18 protein-coding genes and 3 pseudogenes are annotated in these 17984 nt (G+C 60.4%); 13 read left to right on the top strand and 8 right to left on the bottom strand.

Going from position 1 to position 17984, the window contains the following annotated elements; translation table 11 throughout:
• Positions 1-45 precede the first annotated feature (45 nt).
• The 10 genes from JNB71_RS15275 (at position 46) to JNB71_RS15230 (ending at position 10356) form a co-directional block, all read left to right on the top strand.
• Positions 46-1011, top strand: coding sequence for a carbohydrate ABC transporter permease (locus JNB71_RS15275; RefSeq protein ID WP_220372648.1), 966 nt, complete (start codon positions 46-48; stop codon positions 1009-1011).
• A 9-nt stretch (positions 1012-1020) separates the two neighbouring features.
• Positions 1021-1878, top strand: coding sequence for a carbohydrate ABC transporter permease (locus tag JNB71_RS15270; RefSeq protein WP_220372647.1), 858 nt, complete (start codon positions 1021-1023; stop codon positions 1876-1878).
• Between the two features lie 42 nt (positions 1879-1920).
• Positions 1921-3066 carry an ABC transporter ATP-binding protein gene (locus JNB71_RS15265; protein ID WP_220372646.1) on the top strand — a complete coding sequence of 382 codons (1146 nt, stop codon included), beginning with the start codon at positions 1921-1923 and terminating at the stop codon, positions 3064-3066.
• A 1-nt stretch (position 3067) separates the two neighbouring features.
• The gene (locus JNB71_RS15260; protein ID WP_220372645.1) at positions 3068-3310 is read left to right on the top strand and encodes a hypothetical protein; all 243 of its coding nucleotides are present in this window, start codon (positions 3068-3070) and stop codon (positions 3308-3310) included.
• Between the two features lie 13 nt (positions 3311-3323).
• The gene (locus JNB71_RS15255) at positions 3324-4301 is read left to right on the top strand and encodes an ABC transporter ATP-binding protein (protein WP_220372644.1); all 978 of its coding nucleotides are present in this window, start codon (positions 3324-3326) and stop codon (positions 4299-4301) included.
• A 15-nt stretch (positions 4302-4316) separates the two neighbouring features.
• A complete protein-coding gene (locus tag JNB71_RS15250; RefSeq protein ID WP_220372643.1) occupies positions 4317-5105 on the top strand; it encodes an SDR family NAD(P)-dependent oxidoreductase in 789 nt (262 codons plus the stop codon).
• Positions 5106-5116: 11 nt separating this feature from the next.
• Positions 5117-5977: an ABC transporter permease subunit gene (locus JNB71_RS15245; RefSeq protein ID WP_220372642.1), complete on the top strand. Its 861-nt coding sequence runs from the start codon at positions 5117-5119 to the stop codon at positions 5975-5977.
• Positions 5974-7251 carry a hypothetical protein gene (locus JNB71_RS15240; protein ID WP_220372641.1) on the top strand — a complete coding sequence of 426 codons (1278 nt, stop codon included), beginning with the start codon at positions 5974-5976 and terminating at the stop codon, positions 7249-7251. Before JNB71_RS15245 ends, JNB71_RS15240 begins: the two co-directional genes overlap by 4 nt.
• 68 nt (positions 7252-7319) lie before the next feature.
• A complete protein-coding gene (locus tag JNB71_RS15235; protein ID WP_220372640.1) occupies positions 7320-8906 on the top strand; it encodes a Re/Si-specific NAD(P)(+) transhydrogenase subunit alpha in 1587 nt (528 codons plus the stop codon).
• A gap of 16 nt (positions 8907-8922) precedes the next feature.
• Positions 8923-10356, top strand: coding sequence for an NAD(P)(+) transhydrogenase (Re/Si-specific) subunit beta (locus JNB71_RS15230; protein ID WP_220372639.1), 1434 nt, complete (start codon positions 8923-8925; stop codon positions 10354-10356).
• Between the two features lie 140 nt (positions 10357-10496).
• On the opposite strand, the gene JNB71_RS24820 is transcribed toward JNB71_RS15230, so the two are convergent.
• The 5 genes from JNB71_RS24820 to JNB71_RS15210 all read right to left on the bottom strand — a co-directional run bounded on the left by JNB71_RS24820 (position 10497) and on the right by JNB71_RS15210 (position 14357).
• Positions 10497-11072: a methyl-accepting chemotaxis protein gene (locus JNB71_RS24820; protein WP_431028986.1), complete on the bottom strand. Its 576-nt coding sequence runs from the start codon at positions 11070-11072 to the stop codon at positions 10497-10499.
• Entirely contained in the window at positions 11047-11511 is a 465-nt protein-coding gene (locus JNB71_RS24815; protein ID WP_431028984.1) for a hypothetical protein, read from the bottom strand. Before JNB71_RS24815 ends, JNB71_RS24820 begins: the two co-directional genes overlap by 26 nt.
• Positions 11512-11649: 138 nt before the next feature.
• Positions 11650-12006 carry a hypothetical protein gene (locus tag JNB71_RS24645; protein WP_262927104.1) on the bottom strand — a complete coding sequence of 119 codons (357 nt, stop codon included), beginning with the start codon at positions 12004-12006 and terminating at the stop codon, positions 11650-11652.
• Positions 12007-12121: 115 nt separating this feature from the next.
• Entirely contained in the window at positions 12122-13198 is a 1077-nt protein-coding gene (locus tag JNB71_RS15215) for a PAS domain S-box protein (protein ID WP_220372637.1), read from the bottom strand.
• A 451-nt stretch (positions 13199-13649) separates the two neighbouring features.
• Positions 13650-14357, bottom strand: coding sequence for a helix-turn-helix transcriptional regulator (locus JNB71_RS15210; RefSeq protein ID WP_220372636.1), 708 nt, complete (start codon positions 14355-14357; stop codon positions 13650-13652).
• An 87-nt stretch (positions 14358-14444) separates the two neighbouring features.
• Between JNB71_RS15210 and JNB71_RS15205 the strand changes: the two genes are divergently transcribed.
• Complete coding sequence (locus JNB71_RS15205; protein WP_220372635.1) at positions 14445-14843, top strand: VOC family protein; 399 nt, start codon at positions 14445-14447, stop codon at positions 14841-14843.
• A 575-nt stretch (positions 14844-15418) separates the two neighbouring features.
• Here JNB71_RS15205 and JNB71_RS24470 read toward each other — a convergent pair.
• Positions 15419-15529: pseudogene (locus tag JNB71_RS24470) on the bottom strand (transcriptional regulator); the annotation flags it as partial.
• Positions 15530-15585: 56 nt separating this feature from the next.
• Here JNB71_RS24470 and JNB71_RS15200 point away from each other — a divergent pair.
• Positions 15586-16140 (top strand): annotated as a pseudogene (locus JNB71_RS15200) (transposase); the annotation flags it as partial.
• On the opposite strand, the pseudogene JNB71_RS15195 reads toward JNB71_RS15200, so the two are convergent.
• Positions 16132-16490 (bottom strand): annotated as a pseudogene (locus tag JNB71_RS15195) (helix-turn-helix transcriptional regulator); the annotation flags it as partial. The pseudogenes JNB71_RS15200 and JNB71_RS15195 sit on opposite strands and share 9 nt — an antisense overlap.
• A 146-nt stretch (positions 16491-16636) precedes the next feature.
• On the opposite strand from JNB71_RS15195, the gene JNB71_RS15190 reads away from it, so the two are divergent.
• Positions 16637-16978: a helix-turn-helix domain-containing protein gene (locus JNB71_RS15190; protein WP_220372634.1), complete on the top strand. Its 342-nt coding sequence runs from the start codon at positions 16637-16639 to the stop codon at positions 16976-16978.
• Positions 16979-17063: 85 nt separating this feature from the next.
• Here the strand turns inward: JNB71_RS15190 and JNB71_RS15185 are convergent, their stop codons facing one another.
• Positions 17064-17900 carry a HEPN domain-containing protein gene (locus JNB71_RS15185; protein WP_346657273.1) on the bottom strand — a complete coding sequence of 279 codons (837 nt, stop codon included), beginning with the start codon at positions 17898-17900 and terminating at the stop codon, positions 17064-17066.
• Positions 17901-17984 lie beyond the last annotated feature (84 nt).

Raw genomic sequence — 17984 nt, 5'->3', positions numbered from 1 at the left:
CCGAAGCGCCAACTTTTCTCACTATCAATGCAAAGGGACTGAGACATGTCGATCTCGGAACATACCACCACAGCCCATGCGCTGACCTTCGGGCAGCGGGGCTTCCTATCCCGTTTCGGCCCCTCGAACCGGACGATCTTCCCTTGGGTGCTGATGGCGCCGACGCTGATCATTCTGTTCGCGATCGGTATCTATCCGTTCCTCTACTCGCTCTATATCGCAGGCCACAACGTCATCCTGTCGAAGCCTTACATTCCGCAGCATTTCGTCGGGCTCTATCAGTATCAGGCCGTCGTGCAGGATCCGGAATTCTGGCATGCGCTGCGCAAGACGCTGCTCTTCACCGTGCAGGCGGTTTTCATCGAATTCTGGCTCGGCCTCGGCCTGGCGCTGCTCTTCCAGCGGCAACTGCAGGGCGTCGCCTTCATGCGCCTCTTCATCCTCATTCCGATGATCCTGCCGCCGCTCGTCACTGCGCTGGTCTGGCGCTACATGTTCTATCCCGGCGCCGGTCTCATGACCTACTATGTCGGTGCCGTGACGCGGGCTCTGGGCCTCGGTGAAATCCCGTTCCTCTCCGATCCGGTCATCGCCTTTCAGACGCTCGTCTTCGTCGATGTCTGGGAATGGACGCCCTTCATGTTCCTGATGCTGTCGGCCGGCCTCGCCTCCATCCCGCGTCAGCCCTATGAGGCAGCGGAAATCGACGGTGCGGGATCCTGGCGTGTGTTCTGGACGATCACCATGCCGCTGCTGCGTCCGGCGATCCTGATTGCCGTGATCATTCGCACCATGGATGCCTTCCGCACCTACGAACTGATCGTCATCATGACCCGTGGCGGGCCGGGTAATGCCACCACCACACTCAACGTGTTTCTCACCAAGACGGGCCTCGAGTTCTTCGATGCGTCGAAGGCCGCAGCGCTCTCGTTGATCATGATGATGATCATCATCGTGATGAGCTTCGTGTTCATCCGCGTCTTCCGGTCCAAGACCGAAGTGGCCGAATAGGAGATTGCCATGAAGAAGCTCAGTTCCATGCCGGAATCGCCCAGTGCACCGCCGGCGCAACGCAACTGGTGGGTCTATGTCGTCCTCATTCTCGTTTGCGTCGTCAATTTCCTGCCTTATCTGCGGGTCGTGATGGCCGGCTTCATGGATGGCGCGACCTCCTCGTCCGCCACGCCTATCTGGTTCTTCTCGCCGTCTCTGGAAGCCTTCGATTACCTGATCTTCGAGAAGGGGATCATGAAGAACTTCTTCAACAGCGTCGTCGTGTCGCTCGCTTCCACCTTCTTCTCCGTGACGATCGGCATGTTCTGCGCCTATGCGCTGGCACGCTATGATTTTCCGGGACGAGACGACGTTTCCTTCTGGGTGCTCACCAACCGCATGATGCCGCCGGTCGCCGTACTCATCCCGATCTTCGTGACATTCCAGACTGCCGGCTTGCTCGATACTCTGCTGGGGTTGATCATACTCTATACCGCCATGCAGCTTCCCTTCGTTGTCTGGATGCTGACCGGCTACTTCCGTGACATTCCCCGCCGCTACGAGGAATCCGCCATGGTAGATGGCGACACCTGGTTTGCCGCCTTTCGAAAGGTCACTTTGCCGATCATGGCACCGTCGATCACGGCAACCGCGATCTTCGTGATGATCCTGTCGTGGAACGAGTTCGCCTTTGCCACCTTCCTGACCAGCAACCAGGCGAAGACCATGCCGCCGGCCATCATGGCCTATTCCATTGGCGCCGATATCAAGTGGAACGTGCTGGGCGCTGCCGTGGTCCTCATCACCGCTCCGCTCATCCTCTTTGTCCTGTTGCTGCAGCGTCAGCTGATCAGCGGCCTTTCCCAAGGGGTTGTGCGCAAATGATCCCTCTCCCCATCAGCGCAGGCAAGACATTGGAGCGCCACCATGGCTGAACTCGAGATCAACAGCCTCATGAAGCAGTTTGGTGCTTTCCAGGCCGTCAACGATGTGAATATCACCGTCAATAATGGCGAGTTCGTCTTCCTTCTCGGCCCGTCCGGCTGTGGGAAGACCACGACGCTGCGCATGATCGCCGGCCTTGAAATGCCGAGTAGCGGGCGGATCGCGATCGGCGGCCGCAATGTCACATTCCTGCGCCCACGCCACCGCAATGTCGGCATGGTCTTTCAGGATTACGGCCTCTATCGCCACCTGACGGTGTTCGGCAATATCGCCTATCCGCTGGAAGTGCGCCGCCTGCAGCGGGCCGAGATCGCCCGCAAGGTGAGTGCCGTTGCCCGTACCATGCAGATCACCGAGGTCTTGCAGCGCAAGCCGGACCAGCTTTCGGCAGGACAGCTGCAGCGCGTGGCGATCGCCCGCATGCTGGTGCGCGATGCCGATGTCTTCCTCATGGATGAGCCGATGTCCCATCTCGACGCGCAACTGCGCGGCCAGATGCGCGCAGAGCTTCGCCATATCCAGAAGAGTGTCGGCGTCACCACGATTTTCGTGACGCACGATCAGCTCGAAGCCATGACGATGGCAGACCGCATCATCGTCATGAAGGACGGCGAGATGCTGCAATTCGCCACCCCGCGCGAAATCTTCGAGCGGCCGGCGACCGAGTTTGTCGCGACCTTCGTCGGCGAACCGCAGATGAATGTCTTCGATGTTCGCATCACGCGTATCCAAGGAAAGATCGCCGCCATGACGGAGGACTTCGTCATCCCGCTTGATGCGAGATGGATGCAGGAGAACGGTGTGGAGAATCTGGTCGGCCAAGGTGTCCGGCTCGGCGTTCGGCCGGAGCATATCTCGGTCAGCGACAGGGCGGAAGGTGGCCACGGCGTCGCTGCCGAACTCTATTCCTTCGAACCGACCGGCGCTGAGAACCTCTACGTCCTGAAATGCGGCGGCGTAACCATCACGACGCGCAGTTCGACAACCGAAACCGCCCATCTGGCGAAGGGGGAGGGCAGCCGCCTCTACGCCGGGTTCGATCCGAATTGGATCTATCTGTTCGAGCCGGGGTCCGGCCGCACGATCGCGCAGGCTGCCGCCAGCCGGTCCGAAAACGAGGAGATGTAAAATGCAGGGAAAATTTGTTCTTTTCCTGATCCTGGCACTGCTTCTCGGCTCCTGCACGGTCATGACCGGCAACGTCTCACACTGGCCCGCGTCACTGATCGCTGTCGTGGTCATCGTGGCGTTCAAGCTCTGGAACGATCGCATCAAGCTGCTCGCCTGGCCGATGGAGTTCCTGCTCGCTGCCGGTGTCACGATGATCGTGATCAATCTCGCACGGCTCTACATGATGCCGGTGGTCTACTGAGAGGGAAATCGCGATGGCAACCCATGCTCTTGTCGTTAATGGCCTCGTCAAGGCTTTCGGCACGAAACAGGCTGTGCGGCATGCAAGCTTTTCGGTCGCGCGTGGCGAGATCACCGGTTTTCTCGGGCCGAATGGTGCAGGCAAGACGACAGTCATGGGCATGATCATCGGCTTGCTGGAGCCGGATGCAGGGACGATCGAGTTCCTTGGCCGCCGTGACCGTAGTGACCTCTCCATTGCCCGGGCGCGCAGCGGTTATCTTCAAGAGCGGCCGCGGATCTATCCCGAAATGTCCGCGCGGAATTATCTCCGCTTCTTCGCCGATCTTTATGGCGTGCCGGATGCGGCGATGCGTGTGAACGAGGCCCTCGATCGCGTCGGATTGCGTTCCGCCGCCGAACGCAGGCTCGGTTCATTCTCGCGCGGCATGCAGCAGAGAGCATGTCTGGCACGCGCCATGCTGCACAGGCCGGAATTCCTGATGCTGGACGAACCCGCGCTCGGCCTCGATCCGAACGGCGTTGCCGATATGCGGGCGATCTTCCGCGAGATGAAGTCGGATGGCGTCACGCTTCTGTTTTCCTCGCATCAGCTGGCGGAGATGGAGCGCGTCTGCGACAGCGTCGTCTTCATGCGCGAAGGAGAGGTGATCGCCGCGGGCCGGCCGTCCGAGATCGCACCGGGCGGCTGGGCGAATGGCGGCCTGCGGGCCGAGGTCTTCGAGGCAATGGATAACGCGCTGAAGGCGATCTCCGCCATGCCCGAGATCGTCGAAGCCCGGCAGGTCGGGCCGCAGCATCTACTGCTCCATCTGAAGGCTTTCCCCGGGGATGCGCGCACCGCGCGCGCTCAAGCGGCCAGCCTGCTGTCGGCGGCCGGACTGACGGTGCTTTCCGTCGACGTCGATATGCCGACGCTGGAGGATGTGTTTCTCGGCCTGACCCGGCCGGAATTTGTGGCAGGCCATGAACCGGCCGCCACGCTGATGTAGGAAAGGATATGTCCGATGGACCTGGGTTATAACAACCGCCGCTGCCTGATCACCGCCTCGACCGGCGGTCTCGGCTTCGCCATAGCGCGGGCCATGGCCCTCGAAGGCGCGACCGTGGTGATCAATGGGCGCAGTGTCGAGACGATCGAGCGCGCGATCACACGCCTGAGCGCCGAGGTGCCGGCGGCCAAACTGGAAGCCGCCGTCGGCAATTCCGGCACGCGCGAAGGCTGCGACGAATTGATCGCCAATTGTCCCGACGTGGACGTGCTTGTCGTCAATCTCGGGATCTACGAGGCGGTCGATATCTACAAGGCCGGTGACGACCGCTGGTATGAGCTGATCGAAGTCAATGTCATGAGCGGTGTACGCCTCGCCCGCCATTACCTGCCGAAGATGCTGGCGCGGGATGCCGGCCGCGTGGTCTTCATGGCGAGTGAATCCGGCATCAACCCCGCTCCCGAAATGCCGGCCTATAGCGCGACGAAGACGATGCAGCTATCGCTTGCCCGCAACCTTGCCGAGACGACGAAGGGCACCAATGTCACCGTCAATTCCGTCCTGCCCGGCCCATGCAGCACCGAAGGTGTCGCCGACCTCATTGCCGGCCTCTATCCCGGTGTGCCGACGCCGGAGGCCGAACGCCGTTTCGTCGCCGAGAACCGTCCGACCTCGCTGATCCAGCGCCTGTCGAAGCCGGAAGAAGTCGCGGACTTCGTCACCTTTCTCGGTTCGTCGCGCACCGGCATCGTCAATGGATCCGCTCTGCGGATCGATGGCGGCCTCATCCGTACTGTCATGTAAGAGAACCGGCTATGGAATATGTTCGCCCCTTCTTTGTCGGATTGGACCTTAAACCTCCGGGTTTCATCCGGCAGACCGTGCTTCTGGTCCGGCGGGAGACGGCGGCGAAATTCCACGCGATCTGGTTCTGGCTGGTAGCGACCATCATCGCATTGATGGCCTATGCCTACGGTTCCGGCTTCCAGAACACCTTCCAGACCGAATCCGTCATCGTGGCCGCCGATCCCCTCGCCGGATTGAACGTTGCCGTCGTCATTTTTCTCGGCCTTGTCCTGGGTCTGCGCCTGGCCGGAGGTCTGAGCTGGGAGCGGGAACACGGCACTCTGGAGGTACTGCTGGTTGGGCCGGTTTCCTGGTCCGCGATCATCCTTTCGAGATATCTGGTCGAGGTGATCGTGCTTGTCGGACTGATAACGCTCTATTGCAGCTATCTGCTGCTCGCCCAGCCACTCGGTGCCGGCGTGATCCACCTCCCGGCATTCGTCTCGCTTGCAGGATCCGTCATTTTCGTCCTCCCGGTGATGGGGCTGGGGCTTCTGGTGTCCGCCTGGGCCGGTTCCGTGCGTGGCGCGGTCGTCGCCTATCTGTCGCTGGTATCGGTGATGGCCGTTTATGAAGCCATGCTCGGCCTGTTGCGCGGTATGACCGCCGATGAAATGAGCCTGTTTGCGCTCTATCTGCGCGCCGGGCTTGAAAGTACCGCACCACTTGTTCATGTGCTTTCTCCCGTTGCCGGCGTTGGCCTGCTTGTTCAAAGCGCCTTCGAACACACGACACCGGGTCTTGCGCAGATCGCATCCTCGTTTGGGCTGACGATAATCCTGCTGGTTGCTGCCTGGTTCACAGCACACCTGAAGGGAGCCAGCGCATGAGGTCCGTTCTTCTTGCCCTTTTCCTTGCCGCGATGACGGCTGGCAGCGCCGGGGCTATCGAGCCCGAGCGCCGGGATGCCATTGTTGTAACCGGACGTGTCTGGGATGGCTTCGCCTTCCAGGAAATGTTCCTGCCCTCGCGGTCGTCTGCGCTCCACCTGATCGCCGGTGAAGACAGTGCGCTCTCCTTTGTCGGCACCAAGGAGTACTACTGGCCGCTCTCACGGCAGGTCTATGTCGATTTCGAAGCGAAACGTCAGGATCTCGATGGCATCCTGAAGATCAGCAAGGACGGCAAGGATATCGCGGCCATCCACCTGTCACCCTATGTGATTCTCTATCCGCAGGGCGCCGTTAACGGCCACGGGGAATTGTTGTGGGGCGATGCCGCCTTGGCTGCTTACAGGACCTATCAAGATGATGAGCGATCGTTCAATCGTCGCTATTCCGGGGCTCTGGCCCGCCAGACCGCTTACGAAAAGAGGCTCGTCGAGGCCGGCACTGCGCGGATGAAGGGCGCACCCGCTGAAGTCATCTCGCCTCCCGAAGCCTTGCCGACGCCGAGCCTCAAGCTTGTGACGGCGCCTGTCCGGGCCTATCGGCTCGCTGTCCCCGCTGGGCGCTATGACATGGCGTTATATACGAAGGAAAGGCCGATCGAGGGGACCGCACGGACGCTCAATGTCATCGACATGAACGGCCGGAGTGTAGTGGTTGCAGACGTCGTCCCGGAGGAGCGCTGGACGCGCCCGATTCAGAGCGATCATCCTGGCGAGCGCATATTCGTCAGGCCGGGCTCGACCTTTTACCTGACGCTTGCGGCGGCAGATCGGTTTCAGGAGCCGGACTACCTGTCCGTCGTCTCGCCGCAGACGGATGTCGTGCAGGGCCGCGACATCGTGGTTCGGCGCAAACCCGCAGACATTGACGTGGTCGATGTGCGCTTCGGTGACGTCGAGGCTCAGGCGTCGCTTGCGCGGTTCAAGGTCGAACAGGCGACGGGGTCCGGGTTCGGTTATCGGGTCCGTTCCGTCAAGTCGGGCGAGAAGGAGGATTTGACCGCCTTTGCCGTGACAGTCCCCTCCGACAGAGACGTTATCTCCGGTCAGGTCTCAACACAGACTAGCTCTGCATCTGCTTTCACCCGCGACATCGTGGTGGTTCAGCCGCGCAACAGCGGTCTCGCGCTCGGCCTTGCCTTTTTGCCGCTCCTCGGTTGGTGCGGGGTCAGGCTCCGCAGGCTGGGAGCATCCCGCAGCAGGCCGGCTGGTTGATACCGGCAATTCAGCAAGATTTCGGAATTTGATCAGCCGGCGTCGCACCGGTGAAGGGAAGGTATGACATGAAGATATTGACACCGCGGGAGATTTTTCCCGGTGAGTCGCGTGTTGCGATGACGCCGGAGAGTGCTCAAGGGCTGCAGAAGCTTGGGTTTGGTTGCGTGATCGAGACGGGCGCCGGGTTGGCGGCGGGGTTTTCGGATGACGCGTATCGGGCTGTTGGTGTGGAGATCGCGCCGTCTGCGGCGTCGGTTTGGGCCGGGGCGGATGTGATCGTCAAGGTTCGGCCGCCCGAGCCGTCTGAGGTGGCGCTGTTGTCGCCCGGCAAGACGCTGATCTCGTTCTTCTATCCGGCGCAGAACAAGTACCTTTTGGACGCTGCGAAGGCGACCGGTTCGAACGTGATTGCCCTGGACATGGTGCCGCGTATCAGCCGAGCCCAGAAGATGGATGCGCTGTCGTCGATGGCCAACATCGCCGGCTATCGCGCAGTGATCGAGGCCGGTAGCAATTTCGGGCGGTTTTTCACCGGGCAGGTGACGGCAGCCGGCAAGGTGCCGCCGGCCAAGGTGCTGGTGATTGGCGCGGGTGTCGCGGGCCTGGCCGCGATCGGAACTGCAACCTCGCTCGGCGCTATCACCTACGCCTTCGATGTGCGGCCGGAAGTGGCCGAGCAGATCGAGAGCATGGGCGCGCAGTTCGTCTATCTCGATTTCGCCGATGGTCAGGGGGCAGGCCAGCAGGACGGTGCCGCGACCGGCGGTTATGCCGCCCCGTCCTCGCCGGAATTCCGCGAGAAGCAGCTTGCAAAGTTCCGCGAACTGGCACCCCAGATCGACATCGTCATCACCACAGCACTGATCCCCGGCCGTGACGCGCCCAAACTCTGGCTGGAAGACATGGTGGCCGCGATGAAGCCGGGATCCGTCGTGGTCGACCTTGCCGCCGAACGCGGCGGCAATTGCGACCTTACGGTGCCGGACCAGAAGATCGTCTCGGACAACGGCGTCACCATCGTCGGCTATACCGACTTCCCGAGCCGCATGGCAGCACAGGCCTCGACGCTCTATGCGACCAATATCCGCCACATGATGACGGACCTGACGCCGGGCAAGGACGGGGTTATCGTCCATAACATGGATGACGACGTCATTCGCGGCGCAACGGTCACCAAGGATGGCGAGATCACCTATCCGCCGCCGCCGCCGAAGATCCAGGCGATCGCCGCCCAGAAGCCGAAGGAAAAAGCCCAGGAACTGACGCCCGAGGAGAAAAAGGCAAAAGAGGTCGCCGCCTTCAAGGCGCAGACGAAGAGCCAGGGCATCCTGCTGTTCGTGGCGACCGCTCTGCTGCTGGTGGTCGGTTCCGTCGCACCGGCGAGCTTCATGAGCCATTTCGTGGTCTTCGTGCTCGCCTGCTTCGTCGGCTTCCAGGTGATCTGGAATGTCAGCCATTCCCTCCACACGCCGCTGATGGCGGTGACGAATGCGGTCTCCGGTATCGTCATCCTCGGCGCACTGCTTCAGGTCGGGTCAAGCCATTGGCTCGTGGTGATCCTGGCCGCGCTGTCGGTCCTGGTCGCCACGATCAACATTGTCGGCGGCTTCCTCGTGACGCGCCGCATGCTCGCCATGTTCCAGAAGTCCTGAGTTAGAGGCCACCATCATGACCATTGGTATCGTTTCGGCCGTCTATGTCTCGGCTGCTGTTCTCTTCATCCTGTCGCTTGGCGGGCTTTCTGGCCAGGAAAGTGCCAAGCGCGCCGTTTGGTACGGCATTGTCGGCATGGCGCTGGCTGTATTTGCCACTGTTTTCGGACCCGGTGTCGGCAACTGGTTCGTCATTCTCATGATGATCGCCGGCGGCTCGGTGCTCGGCACCTATGTCGCATCCCGCGTGCAGATGACGGAAATGCCGCAGCTTGTCGCGGCCCTCCACTCCTTCGTCGGCCTGGCCGCCGTCTTCATCGGCTTCAACGCGCATATGGAGGCGGCCAACATTGCCGGCATGGACGAGGCGGCGCGTTCGGCCTTGTCAGGCTTTGCCGGCATCCTCGCCCACAAGAGCCCGGTCGAGCTGGCTATCATGAAGGTCGAGGTGTTTCTCGGCGTGTTCATCGGCGCCGTCACCTTCACCGGCTCGGTCGTCGCCTTCGGCAAGCTGGCCGGCAAGGTCGATGGTAAGGCAAGCAAGCTGCCCGGCGGCCATTTCCTCAATGCAGCCGCCGCCATCCTCTCGCTGCTGCTGCTGATGATGTATGCCAATGGTGCCGGTGCTTGGACGCTGATCGCCATGACGCTGCTCGCCGGATTCATCGGCTATCACCTGATCATGGGCATCGGCGGCGCCGACATGCCGGTCGTCGTATCGATGCTGAACAGCTATTCCGGCTGGGCGGCCGCCGCCATCGGCTTCACGCTCGGCAACGATCTTCTGATCGTTACCGGCGCGCTGGTCGGCTCTTCCGGTGCGATCCTGTCCTACATCATGTGCAAGGCGATGAACCGCTCCTTCATCTCGGTCATCCTCGGCGGCTTCGGCGGTACGACGGGACCGGCGATGGAGATATCAGGGGAACAGATCGCCATCGATGCCGACGGTGTTGCCTCAGCCCTCAACGATGCCGACAGTGTCGTCATCGTGCCGGGTTACGGCATGGCGGTGGCGCAAGCCCAGCAGTCGGTCTCGGAACTGACCCGCAAGCTGCGCGCCGCCGGCAAGACCGTGCGCTTCGCCATCCATCCCGTCGCCGGTCGTCTTCCCGGCCATATGAACGTGCTACTCGCCGAGGCCAAGGTGCCCTACGACATCGTTCTGGAAATGGACGAGATCAACGACGATTTCCCGAATGCCGACGTCGTCATCGTTATCGGCTCCAACGACATCGTCAACCCGGCCGCCCAGGAAGACCCCAATTCCCCGATCGCCGGCATGCCGGTGCTCGAGGTGTGGAAGGCCAAGCAGGTGTTCGTTTCCAAGCGCGGCCAGGGCACCGGCTATTCCGGCATCGAGAACCCGCTGTTCTACAAGGACAACACCCGCATGTTCTACGGCGATGCCAAGAAGAGCATCGACCAATTGCTGCCGATGATCTCTTGAACACAAGGATGGGGCCGAAAGGCCTCATCTGTATTTCGGAGGGAACCCATTTTCTCACCGGAAGTTGCGCACTCACCCAAACCGCAAAGAGCGGGAGGCCAATGCTCCCCGCTCTTCTATTTTCTCTGCTCTCATCCTCATCACACAGTTTGTTTCGTCAATTTTGTAATGCTACCGACTACTGACGATCCGAAGAGGGGGACTTGTGCCGTCCGGTCCTGCTGAGACTGGGCCGCATATGACGGATAGCGGAAGCGGCCGAGCAATTGGGCTAGGCGATCGGCTTCCTCGGCGAGGCTGGCGCTGGCGCCATTCGTCTGGACCACCATGACGGCGTTCTGCTGGGTAAACTGATCCATCATGTTGACGGCGGCGTTGACTTCGGCGAGGCCAACGGCCTGCTCGCGCGCCGATGTGGCGATTGCCTGGATGAGCTGGTGGATTTCGCGGATATGCGTGCCGATCTCGTTCAGCGACTGGCCAGCCTCCTGAACGAAATGCACGCCGTTTTCCACCTCGGTATTGGAGCTGGCGATCAGTTGCTTGATGTCGCGCGCTTCCTTTGCCGACCGCTGGGCGAGTTCGCGGACCTCCTGCGCAACAACGGCAAATCCCTTGCCCGCGTCGCCGGCGCGGGCGGCCTCGACCCCGGCGTTCAGGGCTAGGAGATTGGTCTGAAATGCGATTTCATCAATCGCTCCGACAATCTTCGACATCTGACCAGAGGACTGCTCGATCCGGGCTCATCGCCTCGATGGCGCGATTGACGATATCTTCTGACCGCTCGGCGCTACGATTGGCAATATCGGCGATCTTGCGGGCATCATCCGCCCGTCCCGAAGCCGAGGTGACATTACCGGTGATTTCCTCAAGCGCGGCGGCGGTCTCTTCGAGGCTCGCCGCCTGTCGCTCCGTCCTTGAGGACAGATCGGCGCTGTCGGTATTGATTTCCTTCGTCGCCCCGGCAATTACGCCCGCGGTGGAGGAAATGTCGGCAAGCAGAGCGCCGAGCTGAAGGGCTGCCTGGTTGAAATCCGCCCGCAACCCTTCGAATTCGGATGAAATCGCGTCGACAAGTTCGACCGTCAGATCGCCGGACGCGAGCCGATCCTCTCCGTGAATCCGGTGAATGGTGAGATCATTGCCAAGTTGCACGGTGCGACTTCCGCCATGATCGAGAAGGCAATTGGCTCGGGGAACCGGCGCAACGTGGCGAGCTCGACTTCGACCTTGCCGCCGTCGCGCTTCGCCCGGTCAGCTGTAGCCCGGTTGGCGAGCGAAAGGCTGGCCGGCTTAACGCGACCGGTCCGGTCCGGGATCGTGGCCGCCTTCTCTGGTCGCTGATGGTGCCAGGCTATCCAACGGAATGCACAGCCGGACTACCAAGCCCTCAGGTGTCCATTGCTTCGACAGATCTGCCCTCAGCTGCTGCGTGGTGCCCGAAATGAGTTTGCTTCCGAACCCCTCGATCATCTCGTTCGTCATCGCGGGTGCACCGTTTTCACGCCAAACGAGCACCAAGCGGCCGGCCTCTTCGGTACATTCGATGGCTATGCGCCCGGTAGGGGTGGACAGTGCCCCGTATTTGGCTGCATTCGTCGCTAACTCATAGATCAATAGCGAAACGGGTGTGATGGCTTTTTCGCTCACGGGGGCATCGGGACCGTCGATCGCAATGCGTGTCGGCTCACCGCCGCTGTAGTCATAAGGCGCGAGGATAATCTGGATAATCGCATGAAGCGTTGTGGCCGGATCCCCCAGATAGTCATCGGTCGCGGGTCGAGCTCGTGTCAACGCGTGGGCGCGCGCGAGCGCGTTGAGGCGGTCGCGCAACGAGGAGGCAAGCGCGACCACTGACGGGGCGCTGCGAGCGCTGAGCGACAATACCGCCAGCCACGGCAAACAAGTTCTTGATCCGATGGTCCATTTCCCTCAGGAGGAGTAACTGTTCCTCGTGCGACCGACGCCTTTCGGTAATGTCGCGAGCAATCTTCGACACACCGATAATGTTCCCTGCCGAATCCTTGATCGGCGAGACCGTAAGGGAAATGTCAACCAGGCTTCCATCCTTGCGTTGGCGAATGGTCTCGTACTGGTTAATGCGTTCGCCGTTAAGAATCCGCCCGAGGATGATCGGTTCCTCGTCCTGCCTGTCCGATGGGATAAGCATTGTCCCCGGTTGTCCGATCGCTTCGTGCTTCTGGTAACCGAACAAACGTTCGGCGCCAGCATTCCAACTCGTGATAATGCCGCGCAAATCCTTGGCCAGGATGGCGTCCTCTGCCGATTCAACAATAGAGATTAGTCGACGGGCGTCATCGTCGGCCAAGTGGCGAGCAATGCTAAAGCCTAGTTGCCGCGCCACCGTCAGCGCCAGCTCTATCTCATGATCCGTGAAACTGTGGGGCGTTCGATAATAGGCCATGAATTTGCCGATGACGCAGCCATCAATCGTCAGGGGAATGAAGGCGAGTGCCCGGATTCCTTCTTTGCGGATCGTCGCTTTTAAGCCTTCGGATTCGTCCGCCACCTCGATGTCTTCGATGCAAATCGGATTTGCCTCGTGATCGCCCGGCCGCCAGGGGGAGTGGCCGTCGACAGCCAGTCGGTACTTTTCAGACAAGCCGCGCCAAGCGACGAACCGCATGACACCTTCAGTATCAAAGCGGAGGATAGAGGCGCGCGGACAGCTGAGGCCATCGGCGATTGCGTCGAGGGCTGCGTCATAAACCTCGGTCAACGAGCATGCACGGTACAGGCGGTCGGTAAATCGAAAAAGTACAGCCTGCGCTTGTGCACTGAGGAGCGGGACTTTCTTCATCCGTAGCGGCTCTATCTCCATCCTAGACTCCGCAGGTCAGAGTAAACGGGATTCATCCGTCAGCTTACTGATTGTTTGGCGAGAGTGACACGCAGTCGTGGAAGAGCGGCACTTGGTCCGGCACTTGCGATTGCGTTCTACAGAGCCACTATCAGCCAATTGAGCGTGCAAACGGCGGCTTTGCCTGTGTTTCGATGATGCCGCAAACAGACCCCTTTTTGTCGCATAAAACAGGCGGCAACGCTACTGAATTGATGCGTATGATGGGGTCATTTCAGGGAGGGGGCGAAATACTACCTTAAGCGATCGGGCGGGTTATCCTAAGCGCCATGATAACTTTCACACGGTAGGGATTTTTGGGCGGTTTAGCTTACACAACAGCCGCTCGATAGTCCCCCGCAGACGGCAAAGTGCGACCCGTTGCTGCCGCTCGTCGATATCGTCCGGGATTTCCTGTGCTGGGCCGAGGCGGTCATTGCGCCCCACGAAATTTCCGCATTTCGGCATCGCGCCACTGCTGCCATTGCTGCCGCAGCTTGCTCCTGGACATGCCTATGATTTCATCGAGAATCTCAACCTTGAGAAGTTGTTCGGTGCGGAAATGCCGGAAGGCTTGTTTCGATTGGCACCACGCGATCAAGAGGCTGTGCGTGTCGGCATAGCCGAGAAGCACAGGCCACACGATGCGGCTGGTGATCGCCCCATCCGCCGCGCGATAGTCGAGCTCGAGCTTGCGGCCCTCCCTGATGGCCAACCTGAGCGGACGCGTGTCGCGTGTCACATCGCCGCCGACATCATCCGGTCTGATGCCGACGGCGGGCTGGGCAACATAGGGAAGAAGGTTCTGCGGCATGACCGATGTGATCTTGGCCATCACATCGGTGGCGGCATTCCTTATTGCCGCGTCGTTCAACCTTGCCACCATTTGAACGCCGAGCACGACGGCCTCTATCTCGTCAGGGGTCAGCATGAGCGGCGGCATGTCATATCGCGGGTCGAGCACGTAGCCGAACCCCGCTTCGCCTTCGACCGGAACACGCTGGGCAATCAGGTGTGCGATATCGCGATAGACGGTTCGCCGCGCGACCTCAAGTTCATCCGCAAGCTCAGACGAGGTCACCGGGCGGCTCGACCGTCGAAGAATTTGGATGATCTGGAAAAGCCGATCTGCTTTTCGCATGCCTGATGACTCCTGCTGCCACCACGCTGTCAGCACGGCTCTGTCACGAAAGCAAGGGAAGAGATGGTCGCACACAAGGAGAAGATTATGAAGTTAGCATCCACCCGCCTCATCGCCTCGGATATCAACAGCATGGTGGCCTTTTATGAACTTGTGACGGGCTGCCGGGCCGACTGGCTTGCGCCCGTCTTCGCCGAGATCGTCACCCCCGGCGCGAGCCTTGCAATAGGCAGCGCGGAAACCGTGGCCTTGTTCAGCGTGGGCAGTTCTGAGCCAGGATCCAACAGGACAGCCATTCTCGAGTTCATGGTGCCGGACGTCGATGCGGAATTCGAACGGCTCAAGGACCAGGTCACTGTCGTGCACCCACCCAAGGATTTGCCATGGGGCAACCGGACGGTGCAGTTTTCAGACCCCGAGGGGACACGCGTCGCCCTCTATACACCCGTAACCGACGCCGCGCGACGGCGTTTCGCTGGCCGTTGATTGGCCGATGTTGCCGGCTCTTCTGTTGAGTAACCTTCCGCGCGCAGACGATCGCAACCCAGCGCGACTCGCAGACCATCTCGTTGCGTGCCGCCGCGTCGTAGCTTAGTGGAATTGCGCGTCGACAGGCGGAACCAGTGCTTGGTCATGGTTCCAAGCTTGGCCGCTCAAGGTTTCGCCGTCCAACGACATTTGAGAAATCAATTATCGACTATCGATTCAGAAATGATGCGACGCTTAAGCGTCAGCCCACCCGGAGCTGGCAACAATGCATGAACTCCGGTCGCTTGTTTCTGTCTAGTGGCGGTGTAGGTTCCAGATTTCTGCTGCGTCGCGCCCAAGTTCAGCAGGTGCCTGCAAAGGCAGCCCTGAACAGAAGATTCCCGCCCCACCCCTGATTTCCACTCCGCCCTTGGGCGGAGCGAAGCAGGCGGAGGCCTGAACGCGCTTTCACATTGCGCCGAAGAGAAGGCCGGAGCCTGGTGGTAAACGCGGAGTGGGGCGGCCGCCATTTTGCTTCCCGGCTGCACGGACCATCGATGTGGAAGGAGGAGGGGCCGCTTAGCGGCCGTCCCTTATGTTTGGGCAACAGCTTCCGCTTGGCCTGGTGTCATCCGTTTCAGAAGTCGGATCAGATCGCGCATGGTGTCGGGCGGTAATCGTTCGATAAGCTGAATTAGCGCCCGAAAGGCCCGGACATGCTCCCCCACTTAGTTAAGTGTGTAGGAGTAGTGTCGGTATTATGACTAGCATCAAGCATAAGATAGAGGTCCTCTCCGGGCTTGAACGACGGCGGCGCTGGAGCACGGCGGAGAAGTTGGCCATCATTCAGGAAACCTACGAGGCAGACGCGACGGTGAGCATCGTGGCCCGTCGTCATGGGATTCAGCCGAACCAGTTGTTCGCCTGGCGCAGGCTGGCGTCTCAAGGCGCGTTGACGGCGACGGCCGCCGAAGAGGAGGTTGTTCCGGCATCCGAATACCGGGCGCTTCAGGCCCAGGTGAAGGAGTTGCAGCGCCTGCTGGGCAAGAAGACGATGGAGAGCGAAATCCTCAGGGAAGCCCTCGAAATCGCCGGAGGCCCAAAAAAAACGGATGTTGCGCTCGATCTCTCTTCCGAGGGGAATTTTGGAATGAAGGCCGTCTGCGAAACTCTAGGTGTCGCCCGGTCGAATATCGCTGCGCGTGCCGCAAATTCCCCTTCCAGAGCCAGAGGACGTCCACCACTCCCGGATCGGGAACTGGTGGAGGATATTAAGGCCATCATCGCCGACATGCCGACCTACGGCTATCGGCAACAATGTCAGGCGATCCTCTGCTTCTTCAGGCGTCTTGCCCCACAAGTGCGGCGCTGTGTCGAAGATCATATCGAGGGGCATAAAGCCCATGATCTCACAGAGGTGAATCAGTCGCGGGACCGACATCCGAGCTTCTGAGCCCCGCTCGTACCTGCTGTAAACAGATACCGAGAGTCCTAGCAAATGCGCCAAATCGGCGCGGGAGATGCCTTTGGCCTCGCGCGTTTTCTTGAGCCAGGCCGAGATCTTTTCATCCATCTCCTTTGCGGTAAGGATGCCGTCGAAACCTGGCGGAAGACCGGCCTGTCAAATTCCGGATCGTCTACTTCGACCAAACCTTGTGCGCTCATCAAGCTGACTGCATCCGTCACCGGCCTTACCCTTTTTGTATGTACCGCCCTCAGCGCCCACTATGCACCACATTGAAGTATTTTGGAGTACGCTCTCCGAAGAAGACACTTGATGCAGTTGATGTCATGTTGGCCATCGCATTCGTATGCAACGAAGGCTTAGGGGGATCAGCCAAGCAACGCTTAGTGAAGGACTCGGCGTCTCTTTCCAGCAGGTCCAGAAATATGAGAAGGGTACCAATCGCGTCGGATCAAGCCGGTTGCAGGGGATCGCAATCATTCTTGGCATCCCGATTTCCTTCTTTTTTGAGGACGGACCGCGCGCGGTGCCCGACGCTCAGCCGGACATGAATGCCGACAATGACATCGTCGCTCTCTTCAACACGGCGGAGGGTCTCGCCCTCAGTCGCGCCTTTTCCAGGATTGAAGATCCAAATGTCCGCAGGAAGTTCGTTGGCCTGGCGACGGCATTGGCGGCTAAGCCTTAATAACGCGGGACGCATGGGACCTCGTCAGAAGGACAGGCGCTCCGTGCAGATGATGTTGACTGATTCCTGCAAGGCCTTCACGCGCTCAACCACAGGCCAGCTCCTCGGCGGAGACGGTGTATTTGGGCGAATAGCGCGCTTCGACATAGGCTCGCCTAAGCCTTTCGAAACAGCGCCTCGCAAAGCGTGTGTCGCGTGGCCAGACGTCTACGAGGCGGGGATCGACGCTTTCGGCCTGCGAGCGAAGCTTGTCGAGACGATGGAGCTTTGGACTATAAAGGGTCAGGACGAGCAGGGTGCAATGATACAGCCGTTCGGCAGCTTGGTGTAGATTGAAGACCCCTTCGCTGTAATTCCCGCGTTCGATCAGGAAGAGGGCGGAGGCCTTGAAGGCGTCCGCACTTGGAAACCAGTGGTCGAAATGCCTTTGTGCCTCGGCGCGGGCCTCCTCTGGTGCGAGGGGTTTGGGGGAGGCGAGTGGGAAACCCGGCGTTTCATAGAGCACGATCCCGTCGCGGGCGATGTCGATGAAGAAGGGGCGGCCGGCGGTAAGCTGATCATTGACGTCCTGATAGCTGTGGACGATGAAATTGACGGGCGTCGAGAGCCGGCGGGTGATGATCAGCTCCTGCGACAGGCGCTCCTCGGCTCGTTCCCACGCCTCGTGCTCCTCGCCGAAGCTCTCATAGTTGACGACGATGAGCAGATCGTAATCCGAGCGGTAGCCGCTCTTGCTGTCCTCGACCCAGTCGCCGCGGGCATAGGAGCCGAACAGGATCAGCTTGAGAATGCGGCCGCCCTTCTTCTTGTCCGAAAGCTTGCCCTTCTGCGCTTCCTCGAACTCGTCGAAGAGAATCTGCGCGACGCGAGCGAGCTCGCGGCGCTTGTTGTCCGGCAGGTGGTCCAAACGCTCACTGAGCATCGGTAAGCGCTGCCGCGGCGATTTGTGATGGGTTCTCGGACATCATCCTCGATTTAGCCGAAAATGCCTGACGAAACAACGCCG

Source organism: Rhizobium herbae, assembly GCF_019511375.1.
In the GTDB taxonomy this organism is placed as follows: Bacteria; Pseudomonadota; Alphaproteobacteria; order Rhizobiales; family Rhizobiaceae; genus Pararhizobium; species Pararhizobium herbae_A.
Note: the sequence above shows the minus strand (reverse complement) of the source record. Positions and strands in the feature narration are given on the sequence as shown.

Excerpts from the sequence above, each read along its gene's own strand:
- JNB71_RS15275 (WP_220372648.1), top strand. The coding sequence starts at position 46 with ATGTCGATCTCGGAACATACCACCACAGCCCATGCGCTGACCTTCGGG.
- JNB71_RS15270 (WP_220372647.1), top strand. The coding sequence starts at position 1,021 with ATGAAGAAGCTCAGTTCCATGCCGGAATCGCCCAGTGCACCGCCGGCG.
- JNB71_RS15265 (WP_220372646.1), top strand. The coding sequence starts at position 1,921 with ATGGCTGAACTCGAGATCAACAGCCTCATGAAGCAGTTTGGTGCTTTC.
- JNB71_RS15260 (WP_220372645.1), top strand. The coding sequence starts at position 3,068 with ATGCAGGGAAAATTTGTTCTTTTCCTGATCCTGGCACTGCTTCTCGGC.
- JNB71_RS15255 (WP_220372644.1), top strand. The coding sequence starts at position 3,324 with ATGGCAACCCATGCTCTTGTCGTTAATGGCCTCGTCAAGGCTTTCGGC.
- JNB71_RS15250 (WP_220372643.1), top strand. The coding sequence starts at position 4,317 with ATGGACCTGGGTTATAACAACCGCCGCTGCCTGATCACCGCCTCGACC.
- JNB71_RS15245 (WP_220372642.1), top strand. The coding sequence starts at position 5,117 with ATGGAATATGTTCGCCCCTTCTTTGTCGGATTGGACCTTAAACCTCCG.
- JNB71_RS15240 (WP_220372641.1), top strand. The coding sequence starts at position 5,974 with ATGAGGTCCGTTCTTCTTGCCCTTTTCCTTGCCGCGATGACGGCTGGC.
- JNB71_RS15235 (WP_220372640.1), top strand. The coding sequence starts at position 7,320 with ATGAAGATATTGACACCGCGGGAGATTTTTCCCGGTGAGTCGCGTGTT.
- JNB71_RS15230 (WP_220372639.1), top strand. The coding sequence starts at position 8,923 with ATGACCATTGGTATCGTTTCGGCCGTCTATGTCTCGGCTGCTGTTCTC.
- JNB71_RS24820 (WP_431028986.1), bottom strand. The coding sequence starts at position 11,072 with ATGTCGAAGATTGTCGGAGCGATTGATGAAATCGCATTTCAGACCAAT.
- JNB71_RS15215 (WP_220372637.1), bottom strand. The coding sequence starts at position 13,198 with ATGGAGATAGAGCCGCTACGGATGAAGAAAGTCCCGCTCCTCAGTGCA.
- JNB71_RS15210 (WP_220372636.1), bottom strand. The coding sequence starts at position 14,357 with ATGCGAAAAGCAGATCGGCTTTTCCAGATCATCCAAATTCTTCGACGG.
- JNB71_RS15205 (WP_220372635.1), top strand. The coding sequence starts at position 14,445 with ATGAAGTTAGCATCCACCCGCCTCATCGCCTCGGATATCAACAGCATG.
- JNB71_RS15190 (WP_220372634.1), top strand. The coding sequence starts at position 16,637 with ATGCAACGAAGGCTTAGGGGGATCAGCCAAGCAACGCTTAGTGAAGGA.
- JNB71_RS15185 (WP_346657273.1), bottom strand. The coding sequence starts at position 17,900 with ATGCTCAGTGAGCGTTTGGACCACCTGCCGGACAACAAGCGCCGCGAG.